Origin of the sequence: Halopelagius longus (genome assembly GCF_900100875.1) — an archaeon.
Taxonomy (GTDB): domain Archaea; phylum Halobacteriota; class Halobacteria; order Halobacteriales; family Haloferacaceae; genus Halopelagius; species Halopelagius longus.
The window spans coordinates 763320-785639 of sequence record NZ_FNKQ01000001.1; the positions used below are offsets into that span (position 1 = coordinate 763320).

Sequence of the window (22320 nt, forward strand, 5' to 3'; positions counted from 1 at the left end):
TCCGGCACTCAAGGACGGGAGGTGTCAGCCGTGACGCGAAGGAGAGCCGGGAGGGCCGTCTACTGTTCCAAGGCTTGGACCCTCATCGGCGCAAGACTCCGGAGAACCGGAGTACACCGACCAACCACAATGGGGGTGGTCGGGCGTGTGTGACGACCCGTCCCACCGATTTGAGCGTTACGTAGGACGAGAGCTGATTTCAGGTAGGTGGTCAACGAGTCCCCCGACTGAACAACCCGCAGACTGGGATCTCGAGCCCAACCTCGGAGGTAGTGACGCGTGAGCCACATCGCACCTCACTTCCACGAGGTCGACATGTTCCTGTGGTTCACCGACAACGGTCTCTCGCCGTACTGGGCGCTCTCGAATCTCTGTATTGGCGAGTTCGACGGTTACCGGAAGATCACCTTCGAGATTGGAGACGAAGTGTGGACCGCTCGGATCAACTACAACCCCGAGACGGGAATTGCACCCCGCGACTCTGACCCGATCGAGTCGGAGAAAGCGTACGAGTACAAGATCCACGCAGAAGGCCCGGACGAGCAGAAGGCTGATTTCGTCTTCTCGCCTCGGTGGGACGACCAGAAGAAGCCCGACGGTGACGAGATGAAACGCCCTTGGTGCGGTGGCGAAGGCGTTCAGGCCCACGTGCAGGGCTCGAACCTCACGTACGACGAGTACCTCTTCGTCCTGCAGTCCACGCTCCAAGCGTTCGCTGACGAAGCAGAGACGGACTTCTCTCGACGATACTTCGGTCGCCCCCGAGGAGACTCGAACATCGTCACGACCGAACTGTACGTCCGCCTCATGCGTGAGTACGCGAAGAAGCTCACCCGTTCGACGGGCATCTTCTATCGGATTATGCACCTCCTCGCAGAGGAGAAGGACTCACAGTTCATCTACAAGGGCGACAATACCAACGTCGTCGGCAAGCGCCACGCATTCGCCCTTGACCCGTTCTCGTCGTCGAAACTCGTCGACGATCACTCGCTCGGGAAGCGTCTGAAGTGCTATCACCCAAAGTACGTCCGCTCGAAGGAGAGTCGAGACGACCCACTCTCCTCACCGAAGTTCGGCGTTGCGTTCCACAAGTCGCTCAACACAACGGAGGGAATTACTGGAGAGTACCGTTCTGGTGGTTCTGCTGTGAAGTGGCGTGACCGTAAGCAGTTACTCCGCGAACTCGAGGAGACGTTGATCAACGTCCTTCGGTGGGCGGGCATTCCAGTCGACGCCGATCCGACTGCGTTCGTCGAGGACTATCACTTCCAGGTTGAGAAGTCCGACCGCTCCATTGGTCACTTTGGTGACCCGACGCCTCGACTGGAGGCCGAACAGGAGAATCTCGTGATAACGGTACTTCAGGACATCTCTCCGAGTGCACGGTCGGTGATGGAGATGCTCGCCACCGATGGTGGTGAAGCTCACTACAAGGACGTCGCAGACGAGACGGGATACTCCGTCTCTCAAGTCTACCGCGCTCTGGAGGAGATCGGCGAGGCGGTCGTGAACGAAAACGGGCTCGTTCGGTTCTTCTCGGAGAAGATCCGTCAGGAGATCACCGCCATCGTCGAACGAATCGAGTCCTCCATCGAGGACGGCATCGGCGCAGTCGCGCGGCTCGCGAACGTTGAGACGCGTTCATCTGCCGACTCCGCCATCCAACGCTGGATGTCGAGGTACGGGGCGTCGTTCGAGAACATCGGTGACGGTGAGGGGAAGATTCGCTTCGACACCGTCCTGTCGGAGTTGAAGTCGCACGGAGTACCTACCATCGACGAAGTCCTTGAGGAGGGACTTCTCGCATGGAAGCGTGCTGGGCGTAACCCGCGCGTCTTCGCCGAGCTGGAGTTCGTCGCAAAGGAGATCATCGGACGAAACCGAGACGACGGTACTGTGGGGCGAGAAATCACCTGGTAGCGCGGTGACGGCTGAGTGGCAACACTCGTCTGGCTGACGTTCTTTTATATACAACTCGTCCGAACCTCGGTTTCTATTGGAACTCGATTTTCGTCGTCGTCGTCTCTTTCGAGTCCTAAGAGCCTGCAGCCACTCGGGTCGTTCGCATTAGGTGCGAACATCCCCTTAGGGAGTGTCCCTAAGAGGGACAGACTCCGAAAATACCCTCGCACCGCGGCGATTTCTAAGTGATGCACGAGAAAAGGAGGGGGCAAGAGAATGACGAAGTCACCGACGCCCTTCCTGGAAGTGAGAAAGATACTGTCGGACAGTAGACTTACTGATGTCAAGATTATTAGCGATTTCTGCATCACTCAAGTAGTGAATAGAACGTAGATAGGCAGCAATTGCGGGCTTTCCAAGAGCTGCAATAGAGACGGGAACGAAGTTTGATTTAGAGACGGTGTCGAACTTACCTACCCGTGACCAAAGCTCTGCAAATAACCGAGCACGTTGCCTACTACGGCGAAAAAGCAAGTGTTGATCAGCAAAACAACGCATTTCGCCAGTAGGCGTTCGAACCCAAGCAAAGCCACCTCCCCTCCCCTTACTGAACCGGAAAACAGCGACTGTCAATTCGCCATCTTCCCAATCGATAGTCCGATCGATGTCGTACCAATACCTCTCTGGGGGAGAACCCGTGAAATGCCGCTCAATGTGTTCGCGCTCCTCATCTGTGAGCTCCATTACCTATTAGAGAGGGTTTTACAGATTGTAAAATCCGCGCCTTTCATTTATAACACCCATCCAGCGCAATAGCAGAGTGCGGCACGACCTACCAGGAGAGTGAGAAAATCATAATGGAAGAACGCGATTGGGAAGCCATCCGCCGAAGCGTGCTTGAGCGCGACCAAGAGCAGTGCATGAACTGTCGTATTCCGAGAACTGATGCTACCCTCGATGTCCACCACATCGTGCCTCGTGGACAGGGAGGATCAGATCGATTCTCGAATCTGGTCGCGCTTTGCAGACAGTGTCACGATGCCGCGCACGGCAAGGCGATGGCTCCCGTGGTTAGATGGTACAGCAATGGTCAAATGGATTCCGTTGAGTTCGAGGCCTACCGCCATCTGTGGAAGACGATCGACTGGGTACGCTTCAATGAGGAAGGGCGATTCTGGTATATCCCCTTAGGGGACATTGGGCGGTTCGTTGACGAACCGCTCATAGAGGATAGGGAACGGATGCCCTTCGGTAAGCAGAGTAGATAGGAAGACGCACCCGCAGTTGGCCTTCGGCCACACCGATATTTCTCAGATAAAGCATCAATCTACGTCCACCCACACATCTAGATTCCGAGCGGGAGTTAGTTGTCCCTGGGAGCCCATACTGATGCGGTACGCTCATCGTATGATAACAAGGTCACAAGGATAGATGATTCCCAGATGGGAGTTGGTTGAGGAATAGATGTAAAAGAAGGTACTTAGACTCGTCCAGATCCTCAGGGAGTGAGCTGCTCGTAGCCTAATCACCCTCAACTGAACGACTCTAAACTACACTCGGTGTGTGAACTCAGATAGCGCTCAATCCGTCGTTCGTGCCATCCAATCGGCGATAGGATGCTTTCTGCTGCCTGTATCAGTTGATCGCGGTAGAACGGCCCGTCGTACTCCGAGGGCTCTTCGCTCTTGAGGACGACACGGTCTCGAGACGACTTCTCGTCGTCGACGACGACGTACGACACGTTCTGGCCTGGGCGTCGGGTGAGTCCCTTTCCGTCGGCGCGTTTCAAGGCGGCGACGTTCCGGGTGTTCTGCGTGTACTCGTCAAGCGACTTCGAGACACGATTGTTCACGACCAGTCGCGTCGGGTCAATGGCCCCACGTTCGAGGCGATCGATCATCGTGCGGAGTCGCTCACACACCGCTTCCGGGTCGCGGGTTTCGTCTAGGGCCTCGATGAGTTCCCGCTGTGCATCCTCGATGTACGTCGGTGTACTTCGTTGACGGCACTCGATACCTCGATACTTATACTCATCAACACCGGCTACCTTTCCGAAGTACTTCGTGAGGGCACCGGCGTCGGAATCCGCACGGGGAACAAATGCAATCCAGTCGTACTCGGCCTCGTACTCTAAGCGGATTCCCACGTCCTCAGTGATCTGGGCTGCAAGTTCGTCAAGCGGCGTCTGTTCCGCGCCGTCGACGGGGGTTACCCAGATGCTGTCGACAATTCCGTGGACGACACGCCACCCGTTCGCCTCGAAGACGGCCTTGCTATCGAGAAGGATTTCGCGCGCGAAGGCGTTGATCGCCTCGTGGCACTCGATTCGGCCGAACTTCGCGTTGGAGAATCCCTGATACCCGAAACACGAGACGAGTATCCACTTGATGGCGTTCGACTGGCCTTCGAGGGCGGCCTGCCGGTCGGGGTCCTTAGTGTCCTCTAGTTCCTCCTTGATAGCATCACGATCGGCGATGAGCGGTTCGAGAACGTCGGGGAGATACCCTCGTTCGTCACAGATGGAGTACCCCAGTCCGGGGACATCGTCGCGGTCGGCGTGACAGTCACACCGAATCTTGTCTGGGCTCACGTTTCGAGTGACGATGATATTCGGGAAGAGCGAGGAGAAGTCCAGTTCGTGGACATCCTCGTGCAACCCAACCTCCGGAGTGAACGTGAACCCACCTCGGTCGGCCGCATGGAGTTGTCGCATCGTCTTGAACTGCTCGTGCCGCCACGAGTGCCACGGGACGAGCACGCCGCGAGACCGTGCCTCTCGTATTTGGATGGCCGTCAGAACGTTGCCGATCGAGGACCACGCCAACTCTTGGAGCGGCTTGTGCGACCGAGAGACGAGGTCGAGACAGCCGTCCAAGTTCGTCTGGTCCCAAAAGAACGTATTCGACTCGTCGATGATGACCCGACCCGGGACATTGTAGCGGGCAGGCGAGTGACCGACCTGTCCGTAACTCTCGTACGTAGACTCGCCGGCGAGCGTCTGATAGCCGGGGAGCCTCCCGAGTGCGAACTCCGAGATATCGTACTGGTCGGCCTGTTCGAACAGCCGGGGTATCAGCTCACTCGACGATACTTGCAGGACATCAGGGTCGTCTTCCTGAATCTGCTCGCGTACCCCCGTCAGCACGTCATCCGGGACGCCCGACAGTAGTTTATCTCCGACTTTTATCTCCGTTATCGGGGGTGAGGCGAGTTCGGCTTCGTCTACGGCGAGACGGAGAACCGAGGGTCGCTGCGTTGGCGTCGGGTCGACGCCCGCCTCCAGACAGTATCGGTACTCTCGGGAGAAGTCGACGTTGTAGAGGCGGTAGTCGCCGGGTGATCCCCACCCTCTGACCTCGTTGGCGACGTTCGTCACAGCATCGAGGTCCGCGACATCGACGCGCAAGACCGTCGTCGGGTCGTGCCGAAAGCCAACCTGTTCTTCGACCTGCTGCGTCGCCTCAACTTGAGGGTGGTTGCGAAGGTATGCTGCGGCTTCTGTGAGGTCGCCACCGTGGACGGAGACGTATATCGTCGGCGTGTACGAGTCGTTGCGTGTCACCGTCGTTCCGTCGTCGGTGAGCGACCATTCGAGTACTGTGCCATCTCGGTAGTCGATCTTGTAGGTCATCGGGTGCTCTGGTCGCCCACATCGTCTTGGTCAACGTGAGCTTCAAGTTCGTCAATTCGGCGTTCCTGTTCCAGGACGATCGAGACGATCATCGGTATCTCGGGGGTGCGATGATTCAGGTAGCCCGCCGCGTCAGCGTGGGCACGCACGTGGTCGAACAGGCGGTCGAAATGCGGTTGGTCACGGCGACGGAGCGCCCTCCGGAAGTCGCTCCAGTCGTCTTCGACAGCGCGAATCGTGTCTCGGAACGTCGGGTTAGTTCGGCCCACCGATCTGCACCTCCATCGGGGCCGGCGTCTCGATCTCGTCGAAGACAGCATGGCGGGATGAGAGGACACGCCGCCAGAACGCGAACGTCGTCTGCACGAGGCCATCCTCGACCGGATAGACTAGTGTCTCGAACTCGTCACCGCTGAATCGCGGGCCGAAGGCTGTCTGCTCACATTGGAGGACCGTTGTCGACACGTCCGCGACGGGTTCCGAAAAGGCGTCGTCGGTCGTCCGTGTAACCAGTACGGGGAGGTCGTAGTCCACGGCCAGTCGGACGACGCGACGAAGTGCCGCCGTTAGCATCTGGTCGGCCTCCTGGGATCCGAGGTCGTCAGCACGATAGAACGCGTCAACATCAGGAAGGACTACGAGTTCGACGTCGTCAGGAAGTTCAGCGGGGATATCATCGATCAGACTGTAGTGCTGCCACGGAGTGAACGCCCGCGCAATATGCACTCGGTTGAGAACGCGCATGCTCGGCGCGAGTTCGGCCATAGGCTGAGTCGTGCCGTTTCCACGCGAATCGATCCAAACGGCCGACCCGCTCTCTAATAGGATATGGTCAAGGACGAGCGAATGCAGCGCACCCGATGCTCGGTCTTCCATTTCGAGGAGCGTCACGCCTGTGTCGAGAGTCGGTAGTTCTGGTATCGTTCGACGCGTCATCACGTTATACAGTCTATCACCCCTGTCAATAGGCGACGCGGGGTCGTTTCCGTTGTTTCCGATATCGGGTTAGGAGAGGTCCGTTCGAGGGCGGTACGTCCGGGCGCGCTTCTCTCCGTCGGCAACGACGAGGCGGTAATGCTCCATCTTTTGCAAGTAGTTTCGGACCGTCCGCTTCGTCTTCGGGTTGTCGACGCGCCGGCAGTACTCGTCGTAGAGTTCGCCCGGATTCGTCTCCCCTTCTTCCTCCAGAATCTCGAAGAGGACGCGCTGATGCTGCCGTAATTTCTCGACCGCCTTGCGACGAACCTCGGCCCGTCCGTCGGGGACTGCATCCTCGACGATATTGCTCGTGATGTGATCCTGCCCAGCCTGTTGTGCTTGCCGGGCAGCGTTGCGAAGTATTCCGATAGCAATGCGTGCGTCCCCTGCTGCGGCATCAGCGATAAGCGCCAATTGAGGCTTTCCGATAGCGTCTTCCGTTAACCCCCACCGGGTTCGCGCCTCCAGTATCGAAACCAGTTCATCGAGATGGTACTTGTCGAAGTTGATGCGGACGCAACTCTGGAAACGGCTACTTAGTCGGTCATCGAGATATGAGAATAGGTCTTCCTCGCGATTCGTGATAAGAATCGCCGTGATGCCCCGCGTTTCGTATAGATCGTAGAGGACGCTCTTATCTTCGAGCTGGTCGACTTCGTCAAGGATGACGACGTAGTGGGGACCGTCGTAGTTCCGGAGGCGATTCAGGAGTTCATCTGTCGGGGTCGACCGCCGGTGGATGTCGACCGTCTTTCCGATACCGTCCAGGACGCGGTAGAGGACTCGGAATCGCGTGTAGTCTTGCCAGCAGTTGATGTACTGCGAGTTGATGTTGAGGACGTTCTCCCGAAGGCGTTCGGTCGTAAACCGGGCGATACACGTCTTTCCTGCACCCGATGGACCGAGAAGCAGGGATGTCTCGCCTGGCTCTTTGTGCATAATGGGCTTGAGGGCGTTCGAGAGGACGTTCACCTCCTGGTTTCGATGCTCAACCTCCTTCGGTGTGAATTCCGGTTGGAGGACGCGAGCATCTGTAATCATGGCTGGGCGGGTGTTTTCTCGGCAATACAGATAAACGGAATTGTGTGGTTTCCGTTAGTTCCGATACTAGGCTGTTCCCGCCATCCATCCTGGACAGAAGAATCTCTTATGTATAGAGACAACTTCATTATCTGTCCGTTTCCCCCTTTTGAATACCGTGGAGAAGGTTACTCGATTAATTGGTGCCCATCACGCCCTTGATGAGGTGACTCGGTTAGACGAGTTCGAATCTTGGGTGACTCAAAACTTCGAGGGTGACGACCAGGATCACATTAAAGGATACAAAATCTTGGTCAGAGCACTCTTCCGGACTTTTCAGGAGGAGCTGAACATTCACAGGAAATGCCTGGACATTGAGTCTTCGTTTGAATATTTCCGTGCAGAATCGTCGATAGCAGATATTGATTCGTTGGAAGCCAATTGTGAGGCTTCACATCTACTCAAACATCTCAATGAGTTCGACCGGCGCCTATACCGTGCCCACAATCGAGAGTATCTCAATAGGGAGCTTGCTTCACTTAGGAGCGATGTCATCAAGCCGTTCAATGAACTCTTCGAGAAGTACGGTCGAACGAAGACAACACTTGATCTCTCTGAATACTTTGACTACCAGGCAATCAAAATAGTTCTCCCTGCCGTCAACGATGCCAACCGAGGTTACCCGGAGGCATACCAACACGGCTGGCTTGATAGGCGTTACACTCAAGCGGAGCTTGATGCCAATTTTGAGAGTTATACAGCGGCGCTCTGCTGGCTCTATGCGGAGCTGGCCTTGAACGAGACAGAGCTATTGACGGTGCAGGAGGCACTCTTTGACGCTGACGACTGGAGAGAATTAAACCGTACGTACGGAGAGGTACGGGATACGATTCTCCAGCCCATCGAAGACCGCGTTGACTCCAATTCTGCCTCCTATGAAGTCGATATACCCGACTCATCCACCGAAGTCGACCATTTGCTAAAAGGCGCACCTGATCCGGCAGTCGGGATTGAGAAGTCGCTCGATCGGATCTTTCTTTGGGAGGACACATATAGGGGTGACGAGGTATTCGTTGGGTCTGGAAGTGCAGGCTTCATTCTCGTGTTACGAGGCCTCCAATCGATTCGCGATCAGCTTGATACGGACGAGCCGATCCAGATACGGAGACTGAAACATCCCGACGAGCCGGGCTACAACTACTCCTATGCTGTCGAACACGCCGGCTGGGCGTTCGACAACACGGGCAGCCTGCATGGCTGGGCTGTTTTTGTCCGGGTAGCGACCGACTACTCCGGATTTGGAGGAAGGCAGTACAAGCTCGTGGAGGAGCTCCTTGAACAACTGACTGACCAAGAGGTAATTGAAGTAAAGGAGCTCGAAGTTCCAGAGGACGTTCTCCGGACGTATTTGGAGGAGCAACAGGTGTCTCACGATCGGTACACACAATCAGAAGAGCTTGAATTCGATAACCGGCGTCTCGATCGGATCATTGCTGGTGATGAGGGGACTCGAACGGAATTCAAAGAGGAATTTCTCGACTCGATGATCGAAGTCGGAAAGGAGATTGCAGCACTTGCAAACTACAAAGGGGGTGTGCTGATCTTCGGTGTTGATGACGAGGGAACGGTACGGGGGGTCGAGAACCAAGAAGAAGTCGAAAACAAGATTTCGGGGATACTGTGGGACATGATGGAACCGCCGCTTAGTGCCGATCTCTATCCAATCACCTATGAAGGGGAACCGATTGTCATCGTCGATATCCCCGAAGCAGATGAGCCCGTTGCCTGTAATTTCACCTACTACTTCCGGAATGGGACCAACGTTCGGAAGCTCACGTATCAGGAGTTAAAACGGCGGTTTGGGTAATACACCAACTGTCAGCTATCGTCTCCCGGTTTAGAGGCTCCCGACAGAGGTCCTCAATCAAAATGGAGTTTCTGAATGTTCGAGTTCATACTTTGCGCAGTTCGGACCATGGATACCATATAAACAATGCCTCGCGCCAATCGACTGAATGTTCGTTTTTGTGAATAGAATCGAACATTGCGTTCATTATATTGGGAGGGTTGAACAGAAGTACGGTCAGAGATCACTACGAATCATCTCATCGACTTGGCCACGGCCTATTCGAGAAGAGACACAAGTTGGTGAGACGTGCGCTATACACCTGTTGTTACATCCAAGACCAAATCTAATCTTACAGAGGTTCTATATTCCTCAACACAGAGGCCTATCTAATGAAGCGACGAGAAACTACACAAGACCTGCTAGAGATTTTTGGAAAAAGTCCTGGTGCAGAGAGTTCAGATCTCGAATTCAAATCGCTTGAGATTTTGAATACAAAGGGCCAAAAGAAGAAACTGGTTCGCGTCCTCTCTGCTATTGCGAACGGGGGTGGTGGGACTGTAATAATTGGAGTAAGACGTGAAGGGGACGATATTAGATTACAGGACGTCTCAGTTGATCGTGAGATACGACAGGAGCTAACCCACATCGCCCAAAACTATGCTAGTCCTGCTCTTACTGACCTTTGGGAGATCAAATTCGAGGAACATATGGGGAATAATTTACTTCGAATTGACATTGATAAGGCTACTGTCGAGCTAATTAAATTCGATTATGAAGGCGAGTGGCGGGTCTTTATCCGTGAAGAAGATGGGATGCGAGAGATGTCATCAGGTGAGATATCAGAGTTCTACAAGAAGAGGAAACAGCGGCAATCTTCTGCATATAAGTCGAAGATTGAGCAAATTATCCACGCAAACTATACCCCTCCAGTAGATCTTGATCGGGAATATCCAGATACAATTCTGGAGAGGGCTATCACTCGAGTTGATCCTAACTACACAGCTGTTTGTGGGCATGCAGTTATGGGAGACAGAATGGGAAAATCAGTCAGTTACCATCTAGAGACTAACGTCTCCTCCCATGGTTCATACGGTGAGATCATCTCTCTTCTTCAGAGTGCCGATGAATGTCTGAATGCAGACTTGGGACGTAGTCTAGGCTATACGTTCCGAATAGCAGATATGCAATTGATGGGGATGACGATTAACGGGCTCCGCGAGGATCTCTCACGGATCGCTGAAATCCAGGACACCCTTGAGGAGTATACGAGAAAAGGATGGGATTACGGCCCTGTCCTTGCAGGGTATACGTCAACTGATGTTGGTATTTTCTGGTTTGAACTACAAAAAGAAACATCGTCGTTCCTTCGAGGAAATATCGGATTCATTCTACCGGATATTCCGATTGAAGATTCGCCTTTACGAGACTTCCTTACGGAGAATGCGAGTTTACCTCCAAACTACAACCATCAGCACGGTTTACGGTTTATACATCTTAACGGACATGGATTAGGACCGCTAAATAATCCCGTGCCTGTGGAAATCGGTGAGCATGAGGGATTAACGTACAACCATCTAATCACAGATAATCCGCTATACGATTGGCCAGAAGAGGTTCAGGAGGCTGCAGAGTCTCCAGTTCCAGAATGGTTGATGCACGGTATATCATCAGTTGAAAGACTTCCTTCACTTGTCTCTGGGGGATATCTTGATGACGATGAGCGATTTTCACTAAATTATCTTTCTTATACCCAGGTCTCCGGAACCCATCCAACTGTCCTCGTTGACGTTTCGACGCGAGCCCTGGACACCGATGAGATCTCTATTAAATCTGAATTCAATCTCTGAAGCTCTGATGCCATAGAGAACAGGATTCAACCTCACCGAGTCATGCAATGCCAGAGAACGCCCCTAGATGCACAAGGTGTGCCTTTCTCCCTTTATTCATTGAAGCGGTAGGTGGTCCATTGCTCGGGAGGTGACGTGATCCGGGACTGGCCCGAGGTAGTTCCGCCGGAACGTCTCGCGTCCCGAGTCCGTCATTGCCCAGCCACCCCATGCCATCGTCAGTTCCTCGGCGATCGGAACACCCTCAAAGGCGAGCGAATAGAACGTGTCCGTCGCCCACGTTCGCCGGAGGTCGTGCATTCCCAGGTCGTGCCATCGATCATCCCCAAGATCGTCCGCGAGTTCCTCCCGCGCCTCGCTAATCCAATCGCGGAGCGACCTAGTCGAGACATCGATGATGGGTTCGTCGGCGCGGAGGCGAGCAGCCGACTTTAGGTACTTCACGCGCTCACGGAGGTCTCGAGCGACTGGCGTTGAGCGCGTTCCGGTCTTTCCGTCGGGGATGACGAGGCGCCACTTATCGTCGCTACCATCGAGACGTTCGAAGTGACGTGGCTCTACGTTTCGGACTTCGTCACTCCGGAGTCCAGTAAGAGCGAGATCGAGAGCGATACGTCGTCGAGGATAGTCTTCGTCGACGAGGTCGAGGAGCTGTTGCTGTTCGATCCGGGACAGCCAGAGTCGGCGACCAGACTTTGAAGGATAGGGTCGAGCTTGCATACTTCCGGTAAACAGAGGTAGCTACGAATCTCGGAACCTTAGCCCGTTCGGAGACTCCGATATGGAGAGTAAACCCGCTACTTGGCAGGATCAAGGAGCAGATGGTTACGAGAATAGGTTATTCTCGGAAGCATCGGTTCAACCAACTTTGACTCTTGTTACTGTCATTACCGTCCTCCGGAATAAAGAGGATGTATTCAGCAGGTGGTTACTATCCGTTTCACACTCTTGATTGTAAAACAGCTGTTTGGTAAGTGCGCGTCTGTGTCAATATTAAGAGTGATTATTTAGTTAAGTGGATATCACATCGATCGGGTTTCAATAATATATAGGGGTACGTCAAATATATAGTCATTTAAAATTCCGTCATTTAGATCTTGATCAAGCCATGATAAATTTGCATCTGACTCCCGCGTAGTTACTATAACAGCAGCGTCAATCATATCATCTCTAGAATAACTCTCTAAACAAAGAATGTCCGACCGAACTCGGGCTCGGTTCTTGCTGCCAATATATTCAGCAGCCACCCGATTATTGTATCCATGGAATCGTGGCTTGCTACTTCGAATATATGCAATATGGTTTTTATCCCACCCGTTACGGTCGAAAACATCTAAACGTTCGTCATAATCTGATGCTTCTCCCAAATCGATAGCGAGTTGTCGAATATCTGGGTACATATTGTTTCTACGCAATTCATCCATTGATTGTCGGATCTCTATTTCACCAGTAATCTGCCGAGTGCTCATGCCGTACACTTTTGAGCATATTTGATAAATCTGTTCTCTGTATGTTACTCCGAAGCTGAGCGAATTCTGTGACCGATATGCGCCCGGTATTCAGCATGCTTGCCAGTGCCTGTCAGGAGACAGTGATTTCGGCAGCACGATATCCGAGAGTGGGCCATTCTCGGAAGCAGCGGTTCCAACTAGGTTGACTCCTGATACTGTCATGCAGTTTGTTTCGTCTTCTCGGCGCTGAACTAACTGCGAAGTAGCACGTGCAGTGCTACCGTTGGGTGCGACGCGTACAACGCGCCAGCGCCGACGGAGGCGATGCCACTGGCGATCAGGAACTGTCTGCGATTTAGTTGCGCGAGTACGTGAGTCGCTGGTTCGGCCGCTGGAGTCGATGCCCTTGCATGAGTCCGCGACACCGACGATGCTGCAGTGGTCTCAGACAACCGCGAGCCGTCTAGGTGAGGAGACTACACCGCCAACGTGATCCCCAGGATAGTCGGCGGACAGAACGAGGTGACGCGGGCGGATTCGGTGGCTTAGCGTCGGCCAACAACAGTTAAATATCATAAAATAGGATTGTAATGAGGAGGTGAAAGATATGGCTGGCTTGGTGGAACTGGCCGCAGGTGCATTCGTCGCGATAGCACTCGTCCTCGGCGGCATCGATGCGCTATTCGGTCAACCCCGTGACAGCGCAGGACGGTATCAGACGTACCGACTGAACCAGTTCGTGGGACTGGTGATGACTGTCCTGTTCATCGGGATTGCCGCGTACATCTACGTGAGTTTCTAAACTCACGACCCTTTTTTTCTAGCCGTTAGAGATCCGGATCAGCCGCTCAGTAGCGCAGACGTACTTACCGACTCAATTAGCTCACATTGAGTGCCAAGTTGGTGACCAATATGGGCTCTGTATTCAGCAAACCCACCAATCGGTCTCTGACTTAGCATCTCCAAAGGCTTCTCTTCCTTGAATGGGGTATTCTCGGAACTAGTCAAAGGGTCGGATTGAACTTAAGCAACGGAAGATTTGGGGAAGACATATCTAACAGCTGTATTGAATGTATATTATGGTATCACGTAGGAGACTCATTTCAGGAATGAGTTTATTAGGAATTGGAGGTGCTGGGGGCTGGTCATATTCAACTGGGAATCTTCCAAGGCTTCCGGCTGAATTACGTTCACTTCTCCCTGGAGGATATCTGAGCGTCGGTGAGAGCACAATGTTTGGTGAGCTAACGGTGACTGTGGTTGACGTAGCGACGGCTAAGGAGGCTCAATTCATCATTGGTAGTAAGCCCCGATCCTGGAAAGCGCCAGACGGCGGGAAACTTGCGCTGTTCAAACTCGCGGCTGTCAACGACGATATCACAGAACATGAGGCACCTGCGTTCAATCTACAGAACTACGATACGCTGAAAGAAGACCCAAATACACTCTATTTGACTGGCATCAATGACATCCGTGTGTATGGGGGTAACGAAGGGGCTGTTCTGCCTGATCTCGGATACCAGTCACTGGGTATTGATGGAATCAATGTTTACGGCAGACAATTATATGTCTATTCAAACGGGGTTGGAGATATAGGTCCAGCTGTCGGCCCAAACACTACACACGAGGGATGGGTCTGGGGCCTCATCGAAGATGATCAGGCTCCAGCACTCCGTATTCAGACGGAGAATAATACTGCTCAGTGGAAGTACGACGATGTGAGTTCGTCGATTAAACCAGATCAAGGGAGAACAATTGAGATGTGAGTTATGTTTCTTCGTATGGGCCATTCTCGGAAGTAATGGTACGGGGATAATTCAGGGATATCTTAATCAACAAGCTGAGGATTGGAAGGTATACATCGGATGACCAAATTGAATGACCCTCTGAAGCGGGAATCAAGAGAACGGCGAGGAGTGTACTCTGAGAGTAACGGACAGAGACAGAGGTCATTGCCTGTTGCAGATTTTCTCCAAAAGAATTCGGAGATATTTGCGGTAATTGGGATATTTGCTGCGGTTACTACCTCTGTTCCTAGAATTGTACCGGATAGTACCTCGGCAGGAACATATGCCGTAGTAGGTGGGGTGTCCCTGTTCTCGCTGACAGGAGTGATATTGTTAGATCGGATTTCAGGTGAGGCAGGAGCGGCTAGTGCAGAAGGGAAAGTATTGAGGTCACTTTGGTACACTGCTACTGGTCTCTCATTTCTTATTTTAGCCTCTGCAGTATTCCAAGCCGTCTTGTCGAGACAGGAGACTGCTCAACCAATCTTAGATTCAATTGGTGCAGTTCTAGTGGGTATTGCGTATTTCACAATCATCCGCCACTATGATATTCCTACAGATGGACTTCATAAATCAACTCAGTGGGCCATAGAGAAGTCGAAATATAGTTCGTTTATTGTTCTTTATTGGGCAGTCTCTGCCCCAGAAGTTGAATTATCCCTATTTCAGCCACCATATTTCATGGCAGCAGTTCAGGCCTCTCTCTGGCACGGTATTGGAATGATGATTATGATTCTTCTCATTATGATCATTGACGGGATATGGTCAGAACTTGAAGAACAGATGTCCCAATCTTACGACCGCCAGGGATAGGCTATTCTCGGAAGCATCCCAGAGACGGTTCTCAAGAGTATACTCTTCGGAAGAATAATTAGTATCCCTACATGACTGTGTTCTAACCAACCTTATGCGTAAACTAGTTATCTTACTGCTTGTGATCTCGTTGGCTCTTTCTGCCGTTCCAACCTCAACTCATGCACAGTCTTCTTCAACCTACGAAGGAGCGATCGTCAACGTCTCCGCTCAAGCAGAGGCAAACTACGTTTCTGAGACATCATCTATAGTCGAATCGTATGGCTTCGATTCTATACAACACGCCTCTCTATTGTTCACCGACAGCGGGACCAAGTACATAGTGCTATCAGAATCAGATCCAGCTGTTGGTCAAGCATCTATAACCGGCGTTGAGATTCTGCCACCGGAAGGTGGGACTGGTCTGCTCGTCGCGACTAGCCTCAACGTCAACCCAGAGGGAACAAAAGTTTTGCTTGACGAACTTGAGAAAAACCCTGAAAAGTATCAGTACGAGTTCGTACAAGTTTCTGCGTCAGTCACCCAAATCACACATACGGTTGACGCAACTGAAGGAGAGCTGGTACTCCAAGATTCGTTATTGGGACTGGGCGAAGAGCGGTCCTCGTCTAACGCATTCAAAAGCCCAGGTCGGGAGGGTAAGTGGTCAACAGTAAACCTCTCTCTCGCCAAACAGAACAGCGAACTAAGTAGCGAACTTACTGGTCGTCTTCCCCTCTCTACTAGTAGCATCGGTCGAGCAAGCCAACAAACCCGGTGGTGGATGTCGACCAATGCAACAGTCAATATGGTCGTTGTTGGCGGTGGAGATGGTGGTGTCTCCGCCATTGTCGGCCAGACTACTCCGAAATCGACTACGGTCTCTAACCTGGAGGAGCTCTCGGCACACCGAGGAGAGGTAGTTACAGTCACCACAAACGTGGTCGGAAGTTCACTAAGTACTCAGGAAACACTATTATCGGCCGCGAAATGCGCACCGTCCTCAATCACAAATCCGGCTACTGGTTGTCTCCCCGTTCCGACAGATGGAGTCGTTCACGGTGGAGTTCTCTTCGATTCACCACCCCAAAACACAGACCAGTTGGTCTACTACGCCGGCGTCTCAAATACGGTTCAGGATACTCCTGTTGAGCCTGAAACTGGCAGATACAAAGTAACGGGCCGTGTCGTCGACGCAAGTCAACTTGACCCACGGTTAGAAGGAACTGCTCTCATCGTTTACGACCGTGAACGAGTTGATCGTCTAAGCATTGAGAGCAGTACGGCGACAGAGTACGCCTCGACAGTCAGAGAGTACATCCAAGAACAACAGTTGTCGTCACAGTCAGAGTGGCAGTCAATAACGGTGACTGCAACCGTAGAGGAAGACCAGAGTACAGAAAATCCGACACAGACACCGTCTCGTGACGAAAAGAGACCGTCTGAGAAATCCACGGAATACCAAAGTAAGAGCGGAGATGAAACTAAGAGCGGTGGCGAAACCGTAGAAGCAGCAGAGTCGAGTTCAGTCCAACAGTCGGCGGTTCAGTCTGACTCCACCCTCAAAAGTATCCAACGGACTGTCGACGAGGTAAGTGGCTCTCAGGCGGTCGGACTTGTTGCCGGTATTGGGAGCGTCGTGTTCCTAATCTCAGGTGCAATCATCTCGTTGATCGATATGCTTGGCAAGCTGCTCGGAAACGAGAACATGGAAATCCAGTACGAATGGGTACCTTGGGTAATCGGAATTGCGTTACTCGTGATTACGTATATCTATGTGACAGCTTGAACCCTGGTGAGCTTCGGAGAATAGGATTTTATCAGAAATAGTAAATTAGCCAGATATGGATTACACCTGTATTATTTTGTCTGCTCTCCACTCAATCTGAGATCCGCTAATATCGATAGGGGTAACGCGCGTAATCCTGTAGGAATTCCCATCTTCATTTCTCAGATTCATCATCAATTGTTTGTTCTTTTTATTTAGGTCATGAAAGTGAGAACGTTTTATTGAACCGCTTCCTGAGGGCTCAATTCTTCCTTTCGCAGAACCCTCTCTTTTTGAGGTTATGGTGACCCTGTATCGGCCCGGTATAACAGACCCATCCACACTAAGTTCTACTCTGTGACCATTGTCAGGGTCAAACACTACTTCATCCATAGCCTATTGTTGGCAGTATTTTGTCATATATGTTCGGTAGTCTTCACTACTAAGAATGGCCCAGTAGCGGAGAGAAAAGTGAATCAAGCGGCCACCGGTCGAGGGTAACAGCGAAAAGGTAGCTAACGAATTTGGGTTGGTATCCAACTCTCAGGATATCCTACAGAGATTAAATCAGACGCGGAGATGTGAGTAACTTCCCCATCTAATGGCGAGTCTCGATTCGTTTCGACACCATCACTAATTATCAATCCCTGTATATCGATGTCTAAGTCAGAGAGGTACTCTTCATACTGTGCGAACTCAATGTATTTGAGCAGTTCTTCCAGCCCTCGAGTGAAGGTCTGCTGGTTATCGCTGTATTTGATCTCACCGAGGACGACCGCAGTCAGAACCTCTCGTGCTCGAGATTCGTATACTTCGAGGACGAGATCGGGTCGTCCGCTAAATAGAGATGGTTGTGTATCGTTTCCAAGGAAAGCATCGACCAACTCTCCGTGTCGTCGTTGTACGTTCTGGTAGCGGTCGATGTAGTCTGCCTCAATTCCCTCAAGCTCCGAGAGAGGAACGTGAAATGAAAGGCCGCCATTCTGATCATGATAGATATCGACTGTATACTGATCACTCTCGAGGATGGCTAGCTGTTTTGCCCCAGATTCGATAGGCTGTAGTCTCAAACCTCGCGAGCTGAGACAACGCAGGAGTTGGAAAATACAGAACAGTTCGAATAACCGTGGTAACCGCTCTGGAATGACGAGGGTGTTCGACAATAGTTGTGACACGTCTTCATCCTCGTACTTACCCGCCAGTAGCCGACGGTATCGATCATAGAGCCTGTAAGCATCGGTGTAGAGTGATTGCCGAGCGGTCCGAGCAGTATTCAGCATTCGCCTTGTAACCCTAATATCCTCTCCATCACGGATTCGGTTCAGATGGACATTCCGAGCATAGATGCGGTCAAACATAGCGATGCGTTCTGTAGGCCAGGCTTCTCTCCGCCAGTCATAGTTGATGTCAGAGATATCCTCCTGTACCGTCGAATGCACTAACCAGAGCAATTTTTTGAGGACGAGGTTTTCTCCGATATCGTACTCGGTGTAGGGAGTCTTGCAGGCGAACCGCGTTCGGTCACCAGCCGACTCGGTGTACCGAACTCGGGTTGTTGCCTGCCAGTCGATACCGCCGCGAACCTCTCCTCGGGTGATTTCTCGATCCCGCTGGTTAGCCGTCTTGATACGCCGAAGTCGCCCTTGCAGCGTCTCGATGAAATCGACTACATCGCTACTGAGACAGAAGTGAATCCGTTTGAGGCGATCAATCTCGTCAATGCCTAGCTCTGTAATGTCGAGCGTACGAGCGACCGCCTGCTTGTTTACCGTCCCATTCTGAAGGTAGGTGATCAGCTCTTCCCGGACACCATCAACCAATTCTGCGTGCTCTAACTTACTCATCAGATCGAGGTGGCAGGTCGAAAAAGTCCTCAGCTTTCTGTTTTAGCCGGGATTCATCAAGCGTTAGATCAACAATGCCTGCTTCTGTCTGCACACTCGTGGCAGTAAGTGAGTCGATCAGACTCCGCTGATTTTGGGGTGACATCCCCTCAAGTTGCGGGAATACTAGTGCGATGACGGCGTCTGTCAATGCGGGACCAGGATCTTCGAGTGTCGAAGGGCCACTCGCAGCAAGATAACCGAGCATATCTCGGACAATCGATGGACCGATGGTCTGGTGTTTGTTGACCCTATGCCAGATTACGGATAATTGTTTGTACGTTGCCTCTAAGGGTTTGAGGAGGGATTCATCAGCCTCAGTCCATACGGTCCCGTAGTTCTCTTCTGCGTCTGGATTCAGAAGCGATGTTCGTACACGACCATCCTTTGATAGTGACGGCACGCCGACGTGCACGAAGTTGAAGCGTCGCATGAACGCGTAGGAGAGTTCGTAAAGTGACGTCTTGTCATAGGTATTCATCGTCGCCAATAGTCGCCATGAGGGTGTAACCGGGAAGATATCTTGGTTTGTAACGATAGACTCCAGAACATCGTCAGTAGTTGATTCATCAAGTGAAGCAATCTCGATAGGAGACTCCCGTTCATAGGGTAATTGAACGGAGTCACCTGAGAGTACCGAGAACAGTTGACCGAATGCCTTGTCGATATCTGACCGATTGATTTCGTCAATCACAAGCCACTCATTGCAGATAGAGCCATCTTTCCGGAAGCAGTCTAGGAAGATACGTGGTTGGAAGACAAGTTCGTCGCCCTCCGCCGATCGGTTTGGTATGTATCCACCAATAGTATCGAAGGTGGTCCACTCAGCAGTCGCTGTAGTGAATCGATATCCATCAACGATATCTCCATGCTGGTTAGAAACAGTCTTGCTGACGTGCTTTGCCAGTTTAGTCTTCCCCGTCCCTGGGGGACCAGTAAATATGATGTGTTTCCCTGAGTTGAGTGATGATTGGATTTGACGTCGGAGGTCAGCCTCCGACTCGTAGTAGAGTTCGTCAGGGAGCTCGACAGAGACGTTCAGAGATGAGAGACGCGCTCGAAGATCCTCGATACGCTCATTGAGTGGGAATACTGAACGGATAGCCTCAAACGCGCGTTTAGATAGTGGGAATAATGTTCCTCGTGCATTATCCCGGATCACCGTTGTCCCTTTCAATTCATCTAGTGAAGAGAGCATCTGCCAATCGACTGGCGCGAGGGAGTCGTCGTATCGGATGGTGATTCCCTCGACTGGTTCATTGCGATGTTCTGGCTGTTCCTTATGGAGTCCCTCAGCCACAGTTCCCTCCCCAACTATCTGCTGGACAGGTGAGGACTCGTAGAATAGCACTCGATCCCCAGGACGGGCTCTCTCGAATTCTTCGTAGAGCCGTCGTTTCCTCCCAGATTCGTTATAGGCCGTATAGAAGACCTCCTCCCCTTTGTCGATAGACTCTAAATCCCAAATTTCTGGACTTGCGGTCATCCAGAAATAATTCGGCCCGCCTGCCTCTGCGAGCTCTAAGATCGACTCATACTGCGGTTTTGAGAGTTCTGTGATGACGTAGTTGTTGTTCGTCTCAATGAGCTCGCTTCCTTCCAATTGCGGAATTGACTGTATTTGGTCCCAGTCGACTCCCTCAAGTGAGTCATCCCATCCAATGGTAATACCCTCAACTGATTCATCACGGGTCTCGGAATACTCTTCGTGGAGTCCAGCCTCAATGTGCCCCCGGCCGACAATTGCCTGTGTAGGCGCATTCCGGTATATTAGGACTTTATCGCCCGGACGTGCTTGTTTATATGCGGACTGGTTCCGCCGTTGTCTACCCTCACTCGTGGTGGTTTTGTAGAACGCTTCACCATCTTCGCGGTGCCAACTCTCACTCGCTGAGTTCACCCAGAAGTAACGGGTTGAGGAATCCCTGTGCCCATTATCTACTCGGGTGAGATCCAAACGATCTACCGTCTCATTGATTACCGTGTCCTCATTCTCTGCTAACTCTTGGACTACCATACGTCGAGCAACCGCACCGACGAAGTGATCAAGTTGAGCATTGAACTCCTCTACAGTCCAGTTGTGGAATAATTTCTTACCCTCCTTGAGGCAGTTTACCGCAATTCCGTGGTCCGAAAAGGGATACCAGTCAACACTAATCAAAACCTCATGATCAAAATCAGATGGCCCTACAGCGGAGGGATCATCTAATTCAGCCATCGTCTCGAAATGTGCTTGAGTAACGCGTCCGACACCGAATGCTACGTCAATCTTGGTCTTCGGGGCCCCAGCGACGACAATGTCTCCCTCTTCAATCTCCTTTTGGACGTTGTATGCCTGCCGCTCCGGGGAATTGTGCGTTTCTGGAGGAGAATCGATTTCCTCATCTGGACGGAAAACCGCCTCTTTTGTGAATCCAATCGATGCAATTCCCTCCTTCTGCCAAGTGGTCCAATAAGGGTCATCACCACCCTCTGGCGAAATTTTCCACACGTTCGCACTATCCTCTTCGAATTCAGGGACAGAATACAAGATATCGAGCAGGTTCTGATACAGCCCAACGATCTCAATTAAGTCCTTAGTGAGGGTGTCGTTTGCATCTTCACCAAGATCGTCTATGTCATAGGCCCGGTAGACGATGGTTCCCGCATTATATTTGTCAGCTCTATTCACAGGTTCCTCCTCACTATCTAAGACCACTTCCTCCGTTAGTTGAGATGGACCACCTGTGAACCGATTTGGCCAATCAATTTGTGAGCGATAGGATTCTGCATGCCGGGAGAGTATCTCTTTGGAGTATGGAGGTCCAGTAAGGCCTGAGGCTCGTTGTGCCTCAGTCGCGCCTTGGTTTAGCGTAAGATAGAGCGTCTCTGCATCGGTGTCAAAGAGATATACGACGTAGATTCCCTTCTGAGTTGTCTGTGTTTCCTCTGGTATTTGGATAGGGATATAGGGGATATCAGACATATCCCCCTGCCCCATTGAGGGTCGAACGTGGAACGTATCATCCAGGTCACCAAGAACTCCTTTCGTTGCCTGTTCTGCTTTATTTGTGACGAGATCAAGTAGATCCTCGTCCGTATTGACTCGTGTATATTCTCTCCCTCTGCCAATGCGTTTGGGAGAAGGATACTGTTCAAGAATTTGTTTGAGCACTTCTCCGAAACTGGGGGTACCCGCCATTATCTCATCTCTATTGAATGTCCTCTTAAAACCCGCGTTCAGAAAGGCTGCATCGTATCAGGAACGGCAGCTCGATTGCTGTATTAAGCGGTGTTGAGGAACTCGTTCGCAGGATACCCTGCCTTAGAGACAATCGTTCGGGCCCTGCGGCGGACTGTTCTATTCGTGGGCCGTTCTCCCTCCTCACTAATCGTAGACTTGATGTATTCCGCAACCTCGTCCACTTCATCT

At 52.0% G+C, this 22320-nt stretch carries 18 protein-coding genes; 9 read left to right on the forward strand and 9 right to left on the reverse strand.

What is annotated here, in order from left to right; translation table 11 throughout:
- The first annotated feature begins 279 nt into the window (after nt 1–279).
- Both BLS11_RS04015 and BLS11_RS19985 read left to right on the forward strand, forming a co-directional pair.
- A complete protein-coding gene (locus tag BLS11_RS04015) occupies nt 280–1920 on the forward strand; it encodes a DUF7845 domain-containing protein (RefSeq protein ID WP_092533272.1) in 1641 nt (546 codons plus the stop codon).
- A gap of 902 nt (nt 1921–2822) precedes the next feature.
- Nucleotides 2823–3170, forward strand: a complete 348-nt coding sequence (locus BLS11_RS19985; RefSeq protein WP_394327387.1) for an HNH endonuclease — start codon at nt 2823–2825, stop codon at nt 3168–3170.
- Nucleotides 3171–3433: 263 nt separating this feature from the next.
- Here BLS11_RS19985 and BLS11_RS04025 read toward each other — a convergent pair whose 3' ends face one another.
- The 4 genes from BLS11_RS04025 to BLS11_RS04040 form a co-directional block, all read right to left on the reverse strand.
- Complete coding sequence (locus BLS11_RS04025; RefSeq protein ID WP_092533278.1) at nt 3434–5533, reverse strand: type B DNA-directed DNA polymerase; 2100 nt, start codon at nt 5531–5533, stop codon at nt 3434–3436.
- Complete coding sequence (locus BLS11_RS04030) at nt 5530–5802, reverse strand: DUF8156 family protein (RefSeq protein ID WP_092533281.1); 273 nt, start codon at nt 5800–5802, stop codon at nt 5530–5532. The genes BLS11_RS04025 and BLS11_RS04030 overlap by 4 nt, the downstream gene beginning before the upstream one ends.
- Nucleotides 5789–6469, reverse strand: a complete 681-nt coding sequence (locus BLS11_RS04035) for a P-loop NTPase family protein (RefSeq protein WP_114936177.1) — start codon at nt 6467–6469, stop codon at nt 5789–5791. The genes BLS11_RS04030 and BLS11_RS04035 overlap by 14 nt, the downstream gene beginning before the upstream one ends.
- 69 nt (nt 6470–6538) lie before the next feature.
- On the reverse strand, nt 6539–7552 hold the full coding sequence (locus BLS11_RS04040) for a Cdc6/Cdc18 family protein (protein ID WP_092533287.1): 1014 nt from the start codon (nt 7550–7552) through the stop codon (nt 6539–6541).
- 157 nt (nt 7553–7709) lie between these two features.
- Here BLS11_RS04040 and BLS11_RS04045 point away from each other — a divergent pair, with 157 nt between their 5' ends.
- Nucleotides 7710–9398: an AlbA family DNA-binding domain-containing protein gene (locus BLS11_RS04045; RefSeq protein WP_139172762.1), complete on the forward strand. Its 1689-nt coding sequence runs from the start codon at nt 7710–7712 to the stop codon at nt 9396–9398.
- 371 nt (nt 9399–9769) lie between these two features.
- Nucleotides 9770–11227, forward strand: coding sequence for an AlbA family DNA-binding domain-containing protein (locus tag BLS11_RS04050; RefSeq protein ID WP_092533292.1), 1458 nt, complete (start codon nt 9770–9772; stop codon nt 11225–11227).
- 96 nt (nt 11228–11323) lie between these two features.
- Here BLS11_RS04050 and BLS11_RS19670 read toward each other — a convergent pair whose 3' ends face one another.
- On the reverse strand, nt 11324–11671 hold the full coding sequence (locus BLS11_RS19670; protein WP_245698668.1) for a hypothetical protein: 348 nt from the start codon (nt 11669–11671) through the stop codon (nt 11324–11326).
- A 102-nt stretch (nt 11672–11773) separates the two neighbouring features.
- On the opposite strand from BLS11_RS19670, the gene BLS11_RS19675 reads away from it, so the two are divergent.
- A complete protein-coding gene (locus BLS11_RS19675; protein WP_245698670.1) occupies nt 11774–11926 on the forward strand; it encodes a hypothetical protein in 153 nt (50 codons plus the stop codon).
- Nucleotides 11927–12249: 323 nt separating this feature from the next.
- On the opposite strand, the gene BLS11_RS18960 is transcribed toward BLS11_RS19675, so the two are convergent.
- Nucleotides 12250–12696: a hypothetical protein gene (locus BLS11_RS18960; RefSeq protein ID WP_139172763.1), complete on the reverse strand. Its 447-nt coding sequence runs from the start codon at nt 12694–12696 to the stop codon at nt 12250–12252.
- 589 nt (nt 12697–13285) lie between these two features.
- On the opposite strand from BLS11_RS18960, the gene BLS11_RS04060 reads away from it, so the two are divergent.
- From BLS11_RS04060 to BLS11_RS18975, 4 genes are all read left to right on the forward strand, one after another.
- Nucleotides 13286–13480 (forward strand): hypothetical protein, encoded by a 195-nt coding sequence (locus BLS11_RS04060; protein WP_092533298.1) that lies wholly within the window; start codon nt 13286–13288, stop codon nt 13478–13480.
- A 277-nt stretch (nt 13481–13757) separates the two neighbouring features.
- On the forward strand, nt 13758–14444 hold the full coding sequence (locus BLS11_RS18965) for a hypothetical protein (protein ID WP_139172764.1): 687 nt from the start codon (nt 13758–13760) through the stop codon (nt 14442–14444).
- A gap of 99 nt (nt 14445–14543) precedes the next feature.
- Nucleotides 14544–15278, forward strand: a complete 735-nt coding sequence (locus BLS11_RS18970) for a hypothetical protein (protein WP_139172765.1) — start codon at nt 14544–14546, stop codon at nt 15276–15278.
- Between the two features lie 121 nt (nt 15279–15399).
- The gene (locus BLS11_RS18975) at nt 15400–17046 is read left to right on the forward strand and encodes a hypothetical protein (RefSeq protein ID WP_139172766.1); all 1647 of its coding nucleotides are present in this window, start codon (nt 15400–15402) and stop codon (nt 17044–17046) included.
- A 60-nt stretch (nt 17047–17106) separates the two neighbouring features.
- Here the strand turns inward: BLS11_RS18975 and BLS11_RS18980 are convergent, their stop codons facing one another.
- The 3 genes from BLS11_RS18980 to BLS11_RS04070 all read right to left on the reverse strand — a co-directional run bounded on the left by BLS11_RS18980 (nt 17107) and on the right by BLS11_RS04070 (nt 22089).
- A complete protein-coding gene (locus BLS11_RS18980; RefSeq protein WP_139172767.1) occupies nt 17107–17418 on the reverse strand; it encodes a hypothetical protein in 312 nt (103 codons plus the stop codon).
- Between the two features lie 122 nt (nt 17419–17540).
- Nucleotides 17541–18869, reverse strand: a complete 1329-nt coding sequence (locus BLS11_RS04065) for a hypothetical protein (RefSeq protein ID WP_092533301.1) — start codon at nt 18867–18869, stop codon at nt 17541–17543.
- A complete protein-coding gene (locus BLS11_RS04070; protein ID WP_092533304.1) occupies nt 18862–22089 on the reverse strand; it encodes an MrcB family domain-containing protein in 3228 nt (1075 codons plus the stop codon). The genes BLS11_RS04065 and BLS11_RS04070 overlap by 8 nt, the downstream gene beginning before the upstream one ends.
- Nucleotides 22090–22320: the final 231 nt, after the last annotated feature.